General features: G+C 71.1%; 7 protein-coding genes, 1 tRNA gene and 1 pseudogene. 3 read left to right on the top strand and 6 right to left on the bottom strand.

Annotated elements, in window-relative coordinates; translation table 11 throughout:
- Positions 1–2: 2 nt before the first annotated feature.
- The 3 genes and pseudogenes from QM720_RS14185 to QM720_RS14195 form a co-directional block, all read right to left on the bottom strand.
- Positions 3–1,516: pseudogene (locus QM720_RS14185) on the bottom strand (CDP-glycerol glycerophosphotransferase family protein).
- Positions 1,513–2,760 (bottom strand): CDP-glycerol glycerophosphotransferase family protein, encoded by a 1,248-nt coding sequence (locus tag QM720_RS14190; protein ID WP_415127599.1) that lies wholly within the window; start codon positions 2,758–2,760, stop codon positions 1,513–1,515. Before QM720_RS14190 ends, QM720_RS14185 begins: the two are co-directional and overlap by 4 nt.
- A 43-nt stretch (positions 2,761–2,803) precedes the next feature.
- Entirely contained in the window at positions 2,804–4,399 is a 1,596-nt protein-coding gene (locus QM720_RS14195) for a S1C family serine protease (protein ID WP_415127601.1), read from the bottom strand.
- A gap of 159 nt (positions 4,400–4,558) precedes the next feature.
- Between QM720_RS14195 and QM720_RS14200 the strand changes: the two genes are divergently transcribed.
- On the top strand, positions 4,559–5,779 hold the full coding sequence (locus tag QM720_RS14200) for an aminotransferase class I/II-fold pyridoxal phosphate-dependent enzyme (protein WP_415127603.1): 1,221 nt from the start codon (positions 4,559–4,561) through the stop codon (positions 5,777–5,779).
- On the opposite strand, the gene QM720_RS14205 is transcribed toward QM720_RS14200, so the two are convergent.
- On the bottom strand, positions 5,766–6,569 hold the full coding sequence (locus QM720_RS14205; RefSeq protein WP_415127605.1) for a carbon-nitrogen hydrolase family protein: 804 nt from the start codon (positions 6,567–6,569) through the stop codon (positions 5,766–5,768). The genes QM720_RS14200 and QM720_RS14205 overlap by 14 nt on opposite strands.
- Positions 6,570–6,717: 148 nt before the next feature.
- On the opposite strand from QM720_RS14205, the gene QM720_RS14210 reads away from it, so the two are divergent.
- Positions 6,718–6,791, top strand: a tRNA-Met gene (locus QM720_RS14210).
- A gap of 223 nt (positions 6,792–7,014) precedes the next feature.
- On the opposite strand, the gene QM720_RS14215 is transcribed toward QM720_RS14210, so the two are convergent.
- Together QM720_RS14215 and QM720_RS14220 are read right to left on the bottom strand one after the other, a co-directional pair.
- Positions 7,015–9,909, bottom strand: coding sequence for a UPF0182 family protein (locus QM720_RS14215; protein ID WP_415127607.1), 2,895 nt, complete (start codon positions 9,907–9,909; stop codon positions 7,015–7,017).
- 56 nt (positions 9,910–9,965) lie between these two features.
- Complete coding sequence (locus QM720_RS14220; RefSeq protein ID WP_415127609.1) at positions 9,966–11,084, bottom strand: PDZ domain-containing protein; 1,119 nt, start codon at positions 11,082–11,084, stop codon at positions 9,966–9,968.
- Positions 11,085–11,219: 135 nt separating this feature from the next.
- Between QM720_RS14220 and QM720_RS14225 the strand changes: the two genes are divergently transcribed.
- Positions 11,220–12,614: a zinc-dependent metalloprotease gene (locus tag QM720_RS14225; RefSeq protein WP_415127611.1), complete on the top strand. Its 1,395-nt coding sequence runs from the start codon at positions 11,220–11,222 to the stop codon at positions 12,612–12,614.
- Positions 12,615–12,779: the final 165 nt, after the last annotated feature.

Consider the following 12,779-nt stretch of genomic DNA (forward strand, 5'->3'; position numbering starts at 1 on the left):
CGTCAGCGGTCGACGAACCCCTGATCGAGGATGCGGGCGACCACGCGCTCGGCGGCGTGTCCGTCGTCCCGGGCGTTGAAGCGGCTGCGCCACAGGGCGTAGCGCTCGGCGTACCGGGCCGCCGCCTGCGGATCGTTCACGGCCGCGGTGAGCTCCTCCTGCGTCGCGACGAAGGGGCCGGGGCGCACTCGGCCAGGTCGAAGTAGAACCCGCGCAGCTCGCCCCGGTAGTGCTCGACGTCGGGGGCGAAGAAGTAGATCGGCTTGCCGGTGGCGGTGTAGTCGAACATCACCGACGAGTAGTCGGTGACGAGCGCGTCCGCGACCAGCAGCAGGTCGGAGATGTCGGGGTACGTCGTGACGTCGATCACCCGCGCGCCGCGCGCGTCGGTGCCGGTGGGCAGCGTCCGGGAGTGCCCCCGCACCAGCACGACGGAATCGGTGTCGCGGGCGAGCCGCTCGGCATCGAGGAAGTCGACGATGTCGTCGCGGTCGTCACGCCAGGTCGGCGCGTACAGCAGCACCCGCGCCCGCGCGTCGATGCCCAGCGCCGCGCGGGTTCCGGCACCGCCGCCACCGTCGTCAGCGACGAGCACGTCGTTGCGCGGGTAGCCCTCGACCCACACCGGGCGGCGCAGGAAGGCATATGCCTTGCGCAGAATACGCTCCGACGAGGGGTTCTGGGCGAGCAGCACGTCCCACCGCCTGCTCTCGCGCACGACGGCCACGGCCCGGCGCGGGTCGAAGCCCGGACGGTGCAGCGCGAGGCGCTTGAGGGGCGTGCCGTGCCAGGTCTGCAGCACGACCTGGCCGGTTCTGCGGGAGTAGCGCCGGCGCAGCCAATCGTTGACCACGAGCAGCCGCGCGGCGCCGCGGGCGCGCCACCACTGCGGGCTCCCCTCGACCACGGCGACGGCGCCGTCCGGCACCTGCACCGACAGGTCGACGACGCTCCAGTACCGGGTCACGCCAGGAGCGACGCGGGCCAGCTCACGGTCGATCGCGCGCGGGTTGCAGCTCGCGTTGCGTCCGTAGAAGCTCTCGAAGAACACGGCGTTCTCGAGCCCCTGCGGCCGGGTCGCGTAGCGACGCTCGAGCGCATCCTGCCCCTCCCCGGAGTCGTAGGCGGGATGGATCGGCGGGCGCACGGTGAGCACGCCACCTGCCAGCCGCGCCCGCAGCGCCGAGGTCAGCGTGTCCGGCACGGCCTCGGGCACCGGCACCTCGGCGCCGTCGGCACCCACGACGCGCAGCCGGTAGTCGCCGCTCGGCAGCGGCAGCACCGGCCCGCCCCAGCGCGATGCCTCCAGCGCGAGCTGCGCCGTCCACGTCGCGCCGTCGCCGTCCGCATGCGTCCTCAGGGGATGCGCGCTCAGTGCGGCACGGCGACCGATCAGCTCGACCGTCTCCGGCAGGTCGCCGGTGCCCCGCAGGACGAGCACCGCCGCACGCCGGGCATCGGGTTCGGCGCCGGCGTGGTCCTCGTCGGCCGCACAGATCCGCGCGGTGATCGTCATGACACCCTCCCCGCCGCGAGTGCGGCCCGTATGGCACGGTACACGCGTTCCGTGTTGCGTCCGTCGGCGAACGCGTGGACGCGCGCGCCGAGGCGCCGCATCCGGTCGGCCGCGCGCTCGCGCTCCCCGGCATCCGTCAGCACGAGGCGCACCCGGGCGGCGGCCTCGTTCCAGTCTGCGGCGACATCGTCCCCGGCGACGTCGGCATAGGTGCCGTAGAACCCGCGAGTGCGCGCATAGTCACCCAGGTCGGGCGCGAGGAACACGGTCGGGACGGGAACGAGGGACGCGTCGAACACCATCGACGAGTAGTCGGTGACGAGCACGTCGACAGCGCTCAGCAGCGGCGTGGCGTCGGCGACGACGTCGCTGCCCAGCATCCGGATGCGCTCCCCCGCCACCGGCAGATAGTCCCCGGCGCCGAGCGGGTGCGAGCGGATCAGCAGGACGGCATCCGTCTCGGTCATCAGCTCCTGCAGCCGCCCTCGCTGCGCCGCGGTCGGCACGGCCGGATCGGGCGCTCCGTCGCGCCAGGTCGGGGCGTAGAGGACGACGCGGGTGGCCGCTGCGAGCGGGCCGACGAGGCTCTCCAGGCGCGCGCGGGCGGCCGCGCGGCGATCATCCGGCGCCCCCTGCGACAGGACGTCGACGCGCGGCTCCCCCGTCACCGGGACGCGGGCGCCCGGCAGGCCGAAGGCCGACTCCAGCCTGCCGCGCACGAGATGGGATGCCGCCGGCAGCACGCGGATGCGGCTCTGCGTGCGCCGGTACAGCACCGCCAGCATCCGCGACACCGGGCCGCGCAGGACCGGCACGGGGCTCTGGGTCGTCACCGCCGAATCGAGGCCGATGCGCTTGAGCGGGATGCCGTGCCACAACTGCACGATCACGCCGCCGGTCGCGGCGTAGCGGTTCACGTCGCCGAAGCCGTGCGTCACGACGATGACGGCGGCGCGCGCGGTGAGCCAGAAGCCGCGGAGGGATTCCTTGCGCACCCACGGGATGCCGCGCTCCTGCGCTTCGGCCTCGTCGCGCACCGACCCGGTGAGCCAGACGGCGTGCTCGCCCCGGGCGGCGGCGTGCTGCCACAGCGCCCACGCGCCGTCGGCGAGCCCGACGGCGCAGCCGAACACCCACAGCTCACGGGTGCGCGGGATGACGAGCGTCGCGAGCCGCCCGGCGAGATACCGCGGCGTGCGCAGGAGCTTCCCGGCGTTGCCGGCGCCGAACGAGAAGGACGCCACCCCGCGAGCCTATCGCGGGGTGGCGTCCTGGGCTGCGGATGAGCTACTGGGCCGTCAGCTCGCCCAGCGTGACCTCGGCCGACTTCGTCTCGCCGTCTCGCACGTACACGATGGTCGCGGTGCTGCCCGCGGCGAGCGCCCGCACCTGAGCGGTCAGGTCGGTGGCGTCGGTGACCGGGAAGTCGTTGAACGAGGTCACGACGTCACCGGCCTTCAGCCCGGCCTTCTCGGCGGCGCCGCCGCTGCTGACCGACGAGATGTAGGCGCCGGCGAGCGTCGCGCCCTCCTGGCTCGCGGCATCCTGGACCATCGCACCGAGCAGGCCGTGCGTGGCCTCGCCGTTCTTGATGAGCTCGCCGGTCACCCGCTCGACGATGTTCGAGGGGATCGAGAAGCCGACGCCGATCGAACCCGAGCTGCTCGAGCTGGAGCTGCTGGCCGTCGCGATCGCGACGTTGATGCCGATGAGATCGCCATCGCCGTTGACCAGCGCGCCGCCGGAGTTTCCCGGGTTGATGGCCGCATCGGTCTGGATCACGGCGATCGAGATCGTGCTCGTCGTGGTGGACTGCTGCTCCCCCTGCCCGAAGTCGAACTGGAAGGGCGACTCGTCGCTCTGATCCTGCGAGTCCTGGTCTTCGTCCTCGCCCTCGGGGGCGGCCGACGAGGCGATCTGAATGGAGCGGTTGAGAGCGCTCACGATGCCCGTCGTGACGGTATTCGAGAGCCCCAGGGGGGCGCCGACGGCGACGGTCTGGTCGCCGACGTTCAGCTTCGACGAGTCGCCGAACTCGATCGGCGTCAGGTCCGAGGCGCCCTCGAGCTTGATGACGGCGAGATCGTACGTCGGGTCGGTGCCCACGACCGTCGCCTGATACACCTTGCCGTTGGAGTCGGTCACGGTGATGGTCGCGTTGCCGGTCTCGCCGTCGAGCGTGACGACGTGCGTGTTGGTGGCGACGTAGCCGTCTGCGCTGAGGATGACCCCCGAACCGGTGCCGCCCGACGAACCCGACGTCGCCGAGATCGTCACGACGCTCGGGACGACCTTCGCGGCGATGGCGGTGGTCTGGTTGACCGAATCGGTGTTGTTCACCGTCACGGTCGACGAACCCGACGTGACCACCGTCTGCGGCTGCGCGAAGAACGACGCGCCGGCGGCGGCGCTGCCGAGGCCCGCGGCACCGCCGACGAGGGCAGCCGCGACCATGATGCCGACGATCTTGCCCGCACCGACCTTCGCCGCGCTGGACGAGGCGGCAGGGGCCGCGACCGATCCGGTGACAGGCCCCGCCGGCGCGGCGCCGAACGTGCCGTAGGCCGCCGTCGGCTGTCCGTAGGCAGACCCGGCGGAGCCGGGGGTCGCAGCGGATGCCGGCTGGCCGTAGAGCGGCGCCGTCGGGGCGTTCGGCGCACCCTGTGCGCTCGGCGTGGAGGAGACGGGGGGCACCGGCGGCGTCGGCGCGCTGGGAGCGACGTACGGCGCCTGCGCGGCGTACGGCGCCGACGGCTGCTCGACAGTCGGCTGCGCCGCAGCGGGCTCCACCGGTGTCGGGGCCGGCAGCGGCGGGCGCGGCGGAATGATCTGATCGCCCGCGGCTGACTCCGCGTCAGAGCCGGCGGGGGTGTTCTCACTCATCGGTGCTTCTTTCTTCCTGACTACTGTTGCGAAGCTGACGTCGTGAAATGGTCTGTTCACGAGGTCGTCCTCAGGATGTCCCGCGATTCTGTGCGTTCCTTGTGTCTCCACCGTATCGGCCCTATGGATGTAGTCAGACGGGGATGTAGCCTGGGCCCGATGCAAGACATTCCCGGAGCATGGCGTCGCACGGCGCGCGGTGCCGGACTGCTCCCGCCCGAGACCTCCACCGGCGCTGCCGGCATCCCCGCACCGACGATCTTCGCCGAGATGACCGCACTCGCCGTGCGCACGGGCGCCATCAACCTCGGCCAGGGGTTCCCCGACGAAGACGGGCCCGCCGAGGTGCTCGAGGCGGCGCGCAGGGCCATCGCCGACGGCGCGAATCAGTACGCGCCGGGGCGCGGGGTGCCCGTGCTGCGGGAGGCGATCGCCGCCCATCAGCGGCGGTTCTACGGGCTCACGCCCGATCCCGCGCGAGAGGTGCTCGTGACCGCGGGGGCGACCGAGGCGCTGGCGGCCACCCTCCTGGCCCTGATCGACTCTCCGGAGGACGAGGTCGTCGTCTTCGAGCCCTACTACGACTCCTACGCCGCGTGCGTCGCGCTGGCGGGAGCGAAGCTCGTGACGGTGCCGCTGCGGTGGCCGCACTTCCAGCCCGATCAGGGCGAGCTCGAGCGCGCGGTCACCGACCGCACCCGCATCATCCTCGTCAACGACCCGCACAATCCGACCGGCGCGGTCTTCTCCGCCGCCGTCCGCGAGCAGGTCGTGCGCCTCGCACACCGGCACGATGCCTGGATCGTCACCGACGAGGTCTACGAGCACCTCGTCTTCGACGAGCCGCACGTGCCGATCGCGACGATCCCCGGCGCCGCCGAGCGCACCCTCACGATCTCGTCGGCCGGGAAGACGTTCTCCACCACCGGCTGGAAGATCGGCTGGATCACCGGTCCCGCCGCGCTCATCGACGCCGTGCTCGCGGTCAAGCAGTTCCTGACCTATGTCAACGGCACGCCGTTCCAGTCGGCGATCGCGGTCGGGCTCGGGCTGCCCGATGCGTTCTTCGGCGGCATCGCCGCGACGCTGCGTGCCAAGCGCGACCTGCTGGGCGCGGGGCTCGCGGCGGCGGGCCTGGACGTATCGGTCGCCGCGGGTTCGTACTTCACCGTCGCCGACGCGGCCACGCTGATGGACGAGGGGACGGATGCCGGCGACTTCTGCCGCGCCCTGCCCGAGCGATCGGGGGTCGTGGCGATTCCCCTCACCGCGTTCGTCTCCCCCGGCCATCGCGCCGATTACGCGACGCTCGTGCGCTTCGCCGCGTGCAAGCGCACCGACGTCATCGCCGAGGCGAGCCGCCGGCTCAGTTCGGCGTGACGCGGAACCGGCGCAGCCGCAGCGCCGGGTTGGCGGCGCGCACCCGGGCGATGGTCGCGGCATCCGCGAACCCCACCGCGACGTCACTGCCGGTTCCGACCCCGGCCACGTCGACGCCCTGCGGGTCGACGACGACGGATGCCCCCACCCCGAGCGGCGGCGGATGGTCGGCGCCGGCGACGTAGTACGTGTTCTCGATGGCGCGCGCGTGCAGCAGCGTGCGCCAGTGGAACTCCTTGAGCGGACCGCGCACCCACTCCGCGGCGACGAGCACGACGTCGGCCCCCGCGTCGGCGAGCACGCGCGCGACCTCGGGGAAGCGCAGGTCGTAGCAGGTCATGAGCCCGACGGTCAGCCCGCCGACGTCGAAGGTCTGCGGGGCCTCGATCTCGCCCGGCTCCACCCAGTCGGACTCGCGCTGGCCGAACGCGTCGTACAGGTGCAGTTTGCGGTAGGCGGCGAGCACGCGCTCGGCACTTGCGGCGACGACCGTATTGCGCACCCGCGTCCCGGTCGCCCGCTCGACGAGGCCCGCGACGACGACGACGCCGTGACGCCCGGCGATCGCCCGGATGCCGGCGACGAAAGGCCCGTCCAGATCCTCCGCGTGGGCGGCCAGCGTCTGGTCGAACGGATCGACGAAGTAGCTGGAGTACTCGGGGAACAGCACGACCGCAGCCCCCCGCGCGGCGGCGCGTGCGGCGAGCGCGTCCATCGCGGCGAGGTTGGCGGCGGCATCCGCCGTCGGGGCGAACTGGGCGACGGCGATGCCCACGGCATCCGGGGTCATTGGCGTTCCTTCCTGCGCAGGCCGAGGGCAACGGCGCCTTCGCTCATGCCGTCCATCCTCCCCCGCCGCGGGCCGCGGCGGCAATGTGAGCGCATCGATGCCGCACGCGCCACCCTCGCCAAACCCGTGCTAGGCTTGCTTCTTGTGCCGCGGGGTGGAGCAGCTCGGTAGCTCGCTGGGCTCATAACCCAGAGGTCGCAGGTTCAAATCCTGTCCCCGCAACAAAGAGAAGGCCCGGAATCGCTGAGATTCCGGGCCTTCTGCCTGCACCCCCACTACCGCCGCCCGGCCACTGCCGCCGCCGCCGCGAAAAACGGAAAAACCGCCAAAAACGGACGCCTGGTGCCCCCAGCATCCGTTTTTCGCGACATTTCCGTTTTTCGCCGCGGTGCTCGCCGCAGCGGATGCCGCGAACCGGCGCCCCGGGGGACGCCGAGACCCGGGCCTACTGCCCGCTGAGGCTGAGCAGCGTGTCCAGCGCGGCCGTCAGACGCGCATCGGCCTCACCGTACGCGGTCCAGTCACCGGCCTCCATGGCGGCCTGACGGTCGAGCATCGCCTGCTTCGCATCCTGCAGCGCCGCCTGGAAGGCGACGTCGATGCCGGTGCCGCCGTCGGTGCCGCCCTCACCGGACTCGGTCGGGCTGGGCGACGGGGTCGAGGTGCCGCCGTCGCCAGTGTTGGCACCGGAGTCGCCGCCGAACAGGGCGTCGAGCGCTTCCTGCAGCGTGTCTTCGAAGGCCACCTCGTCTCCGAACGCGACGAGGATCTTCCGCAGCGTCGGCAGCTTCGTACCGCTGGAGGCCTGCACGAACACCGGTTGCACGTAGAGCAGGCCGCCGCCGACCGGCAGCGTCAGCAGGTTGCCGTTGAGCACCTCCGACTGCCCCTGTTTGAGGAGGTTGATCTGCGACGAGATCGCCTGATCGGAGTTGAACGTGTTCTGCACCTGCCCGGGACCGGGCACGCTCACGTCGGCGCTGATCTCCAGCATCCGCAGTTTTCCGTAGCCCTCCGCCTTCACCCCGGCCTCGTCGCCGGCGTTGGAGTCGACGGCGAGGTATCCCATCAGGACGTTCCGCGCGCCATCGCCCTCCGAGGCCGGGATGAACGACGTGAACATCGAGAAGGTCGGGGCGTCCTGCCCGGGCATCTGCATCGTCAGGTAGTACGGCGGCTGCAGCGTGCCGTCGTCCTGCACCGGGTCGTTCGGGGTCTTCCAGGCGTTGTCGCGGCGGAAGAACGACGCGGCGTCGTCGACGTGGTACGTGCCGAGCATCGCGCGCTGCACCTTGAACAGGTCGGTCGGGTACCGCACGTGGCTCATGAGGTCGCCGCTCATGTCGCTGATGGACTTGAGCGTCGACGGGTACACCTTCTGCCACGCCTGCAGCAGCGGGTCGGTCTCGTCCCACGCGTACAGCGTCACCGTGCCGTCGTACGCATCGACGGTGGCCTTGACCGAGTTGCGGATGTAGTTGACGTCGTCGAGGGCGACCCGCGGCGTCACGTTCGTCGTGTCGCTGAGCGCGTCGCTCAGACTCACGATCGACGAGTACGGATAGTTGGCGCTCAGCGTGTAGCCGTCGACGATCCAGACGATGCGGCCGTCGACGACCGACGGGTACGGGTCGTTGTCGAGCTCGAGGTACGGCGCGACCTTCTGCACCCGCGTGATCGGGTCGCGGTCGTACAGGATCTGGGAGTCCTGGTTGATCGCGTCGGAGAACAGGATGTCGGTGGACTGGAACTTCAGCGAGTAGATGAGGCGGTGAAACAGCGACCCGACCTCGGGACCGCCGTCGCCGGCGAACGTGGTCTTCGTCTGCGCTGCGCCATCGGTGCCGCGCGGGTAGTCCAGCTCGATGTCGGCGTCTCCCCCGCCCACGATCGAGTACGTGGGCGAGGACTCGCCGAAGTACACCCGCGGCTCGTACTCGGTCTCGTCGGTGAGCGCCCCCGCGGTCGGGATGCCGCGCTCCAGGAACACCGGATTGCCGTCGGTCGTGCGATCGTTGCCCTTCGCGGCGACGATGCCGTAGCCGTGCGTGTAGACGAGGGTCGTGGCGTACCACGAGCTGGCCGCCGCCCCCAACTGCTGCAGGTTCAGCTCGCGCACCGAGACGACGGCATCCTGCGACTGTCCGTCCAACTGGTAGCGGTCGACGTCGAGCGGGTCGGTGAACTGGTAGTACGAGCGGTACTGCTCGAGCTGGCGCACCGTGGGCGAGATGATCGCGGGGTCCATGATGCGGATGGATGCCGTGGTCTCGGCGTCGGCACGCAGCTGCCCCGACTCGGCGTCGGTGACGGCCTTGAAGTCGATCTTCTCCAGCCCGTCGATGCCGTACGCCTGCTGCGTCGCGTCGATGTTGCGCTGATAGAACGGGCTCTCCAGGGTCTCTTGGTTGGGTCGCACCGACACGTTGAACAGCAGCCAGGGATACGCGACCCCGACCACGAGCGCCGACACGATCAGCAGGCCCACGCCGATCAGGGGGAAGCGCCAGCGGCCGATGACGGCCGTGACGAAAAACAGCAGCGCGACGATCGTCGCAGCGATCGCCAGGATCGTGAGACCCGGGATGACGGCGTACACGTCGACGTAGCTCGCGCCCGTGATGCGGTCGCCGGTCTGCGTCAGCGTCTTGTACCGGTCGAGCCACAGGCTCGCCGCCTGCACGACCAGGTAGATCCCCGCGATCACCGCGAGCTGGATGCGGGCCGCCTTCGAGATGCGCAGCTCGCGCTGACCGATGCGCACCGAGCCGTAGAGGTAGGCCACGAGCGCCGACACGCCCAGGCACACCAGCAGGACGGCCGACGCGAACCCGAGCAGGGTGGAGAAGAAGGGCACCGAGAACAGGTAGAAACCGGTATCCATCTGGAACTGCGGGTCGACCTGTCCCGTGTCGACGCGGTTCAGCCACAGCCAGACCGTCTCCCACTGCGCCGACGAGGCGAACCCGGCGAAGAAGCCGAAGAAGACGGGGATGCCCCACATCGCCAGGCGCCGCAGCGGCTCGACGACCTCCTGGTAGTGGTCCAGCTGCGAGCTCAGCCGCGCATAGACGGGGCGCAGCCGGTACGCGAGCTGGATCGCGACGAACACCGGGATCGCCATGGCGAGGAACCCGGTGGCGAACATGATCACCCGCGCGGTCCACTGCGTCCACAGCACGGTGGAAAAGCCCAGCTGATCGAACCACAGCCAGTCGGCGTAGAGGCTCGCGAAGACGAAGAACCCCACGACGATCACGGCGATCACGGCGAGCGTGATCGCGGCGGCGCGGCGGAAGGGTGAGGGCGTGGCCTGATTCGGCACGGAGGTCGTGGTCACCCCTCCATCCTAGGCGGGCTCGTGCGCGCCGTTCGCGGCGTTTTCCGGCACCCGGCCTACGTGCACGTGGGCAGCGCGTCGAGGTCGCCGCCCTCGCGGATGGCCTGCAGCACGGCGAGCGCGTCGTCGAGGGTCGACACCGAGAACACCCGCAGCCCGGCCGGGATGTGCCCGACGACCTCGTCGCAGTTGGACGCGGGGGCGAGGAACCACTCCGCGCCGGCGCCGACCGCGCCGTACATCTTCTGCCGGATGCCGCCGATCGCCCCGACCGTGCCCGACGAGTCGATCGTGCCGGTGCCGGCGACCTGCTCGCCGCCGTTGAGTTCGCCGTCCGTGAGGGTGTCGATGATGCCGAGCGCGAACATCATGCCGGCGCTCGGGCCGCCGACGTTGTCGAGCTGGATCGTCACCTCGATCGGGAAGTCGTAGTCGTGCAGCGTCGAGACGCCGATGAGCCACGTCGCCTCGCCGTCGACCTCGGTCTGTTTGGGGGTGACGGTCTCGGTGAGGGTCGTGCCGTCCCGTTCGATCGTGAGCTCGACGGGAGCGCCATCGCCGGCGTTGATGATGGCGCGCAGCTCGTCGGTCTGGGTGATCGGCTGGCCGTTCGCCGCGCGGATGATGTCGTCGGGCTGGAGGATCCCCTGCGCCGCGGAATCGTCGGTGAGGGAGTACACGCGGACCATCGCGCCCACGTCGTACCCGAGTTCGCGCAGAGCCGCGGCGGTCGCCTCCTTCTGCGAATCGACCATCATCACCGCGCTCTCCTGGTTGCGCTGCTCGGTGGTCTGCCCCTCCGGGAACACGTCGTCGATGGGCAGCACCGCCTTCGACGGGTCGAACCAGGCCATCGCCAGCTCGAACCACGAGGGGGTCCGCTCGCGATCGCCGACCACCTGCACCGTGAGCAGATCGAGGGCGCCGGCGGTGGGGAAGGTCTCGGCACCGGACACGGAGATCAGCGGCACCTCCTCTCCCGCCGAGGTCGTCGTCGAACCGAGGGTGTTGAAGACCGGCCCGGGCCGCTGGATGACGAACGACGTCGGCAGCACCGTGAGCACGAGCAGGGCCACCAGGGCGATCGACAGCGCCCACAGCCCCGCCACGAACGGCTGCGGACGGGGGCGGCGGCGCGCGGGCACGATCGTCGTGCTCTCGTCGAACAGTGCCACGGTGGACCTTCCCGGCCGATCGTTCGCGATCGGCGTACACGCGACATCCGGGGATGCGGGCCGAACCGGCCGCGCGGGGAAGTCGTGCCACTAGCGTAGAACGGGACGTGATCCGCCTGCTGAAAGGCGCCTGACATGGCTGACGACGATTTCCCGAACGACTTTCCGGACGGCCTCCCCGGTGGCTCCGGCGAGGAGTTCCAGGAGATGCTGCGAAACCTCCTCGGTGGCGGCGGGCTCGACCCGGCGCAGCTCGAGGCGCTGTCGCAGTTGGGCGTGGACCCCGCGATGGTGCGCCAGCTCATGGCGCAGCTGCAGACGGCGTTCACCGCCGCCGGCGACGACGGCATCGACTGGAGCTCTGCCCAGACGCAGGCGCTGCACCTGGCCAACAAGGACGGCCTGGGCATCTCCTCCGGCGAGCGGCAGGAGTTCGACCAGGCGTTCGCCCTCGCGACGCTGTGGCTGAGCGAGGCGACGACGATCTCCGACCTGGCCGGCCCGCCGCAGGCGATCACCCGCGGGCAGTGGGTGGAGCAGACCCTTCCGGTGTGGCAGGAGCTCGCCGAGCCGGTCGCCGGCTCCATCGCGGGGGCGCTCACGGCGGCCATCGACGAGCAGGTGCCCGACGACATGAAGCAGATCGTCGCCCAGGCGGGTGCGTTCATGCGCCGTGTGGGCGGCTCGCTGTTCGCGGCGCAGCTGGGCGGAGTGATCGGGCGGCTGTCGCTGGAGGTCGTCTCCGGCGGTGATGTCGGCATCCCGATCATGCCCGACGGCGTCGCCGCGATCCTGCCGCAGAACTTCGACGACTTCGGCCGCGATCTCGACGTCACCGGCGACCAGCTGGCGCTGTACCTCGGCACCCGCGAGCTCGCGCACGCCCGGCTGTTCCGGCACGCGCGGTGGCTGCGCCTGCACGTGATCTCGCAGGTGACGCAGTTCGCCCGCGGCATCCGGGTCGACACCCAGGCCCTCGAAGACCTGGCCTCGCGCCTGGACCCGACCTCGCCCGACGAACTGCGGCAGGCGATCGAGTCGGGGGCGCTGCTGCCGCAGCGCACCGAGACGCAGGAGGCCGCGCTGAAGAACCTGGAGAACCTTCTCGCCACGATCGAGGGCTGGGTCGACGTCGTCACCGCCGACGCGACCTCGCGCCTGCCCGCCGCCGCGAAGATCGCCGAGGCCGTCCGCCGTCGCCGCGCGGTCGGCGGCCCCGCCGAGCAGGCGATGTCGTCGCTGGTCGGTCTGGAGCTGCGCCCGCGACGCCTGCGCGAGGCGGCGGCGATGTGGCGCGCCGTGACGGATGCCGTCGGCGTTGCGGCGCGGGACAGCCTGTGGGACTACCCCGATCTCATGCCCACCGCCGACGACATCGACGATCCGCAGGCGCTCATCGCGAGGCTGCAGGCGCGTGTGCGCGGCGACGAGCCCGTGCGCGACGCGTTCGACGAGGCGCTGGACGAACTGCTCGCGCAGGCCGCCGAGGACGACGACGGGTCCACTCCCAACGACCCCCGCCCCGTCTGAGCGGGACGGCGCGTCGAGACCTCCTCCACAGGGGGCCGTTTCCGGCCGGAGCGCACTCGACCTGTGGAAAACCGCCACGACGGGCTCCGGGCACGGGCACAATCGGGGCATGCTCCAACTGGCTCCCTCACATCCGCCGCTGTGGCGCACGGCATCCAGCCTGCA

The sequence above is a fragment of the Microbacterium sp. genome (genome assembly GCF_047602155.1).
Classification (GTDB): Bacteria; Actinomycetota; Actinomycetes; order Actinomycetales; family Microbacteriaceae; genus Microbacterium.

What these genes read in the sequence shown, in the direction of transcription:
- QM720_RS14205 (WP_415127605.1), bottom strand. Translation starts at nt 6,569, where the DNA reads ATGACCCCGGATGCCGTGGGCATCGCCGTCGCCCAGTTCGCCCCGACG.
- QM720_RS14225 (WP_415127611.1), top strand. Translation starts at nt 11,220, where the DNA reads ATGGCTGACGACGATTTCCCGAACGACTTTCCGGACGGCCTCCCCGGT.
- QM720_RS14195 (WP_415127601.1), bottom strand. Translation starts at nt 4,399, where the DNA reads ATGAGTGAGAACACCCCCGCCGGCTCTGACGCGGAGTCAGCCGCGGGC.
- QM720_RS14200 (WP_415127603.1), top strand. Translation starts at nt 4,559, where the DNA reads ATGCAAGACATTCCCGGAGCATGGCGTCGCACGGCGCGCGGTGCCGGA.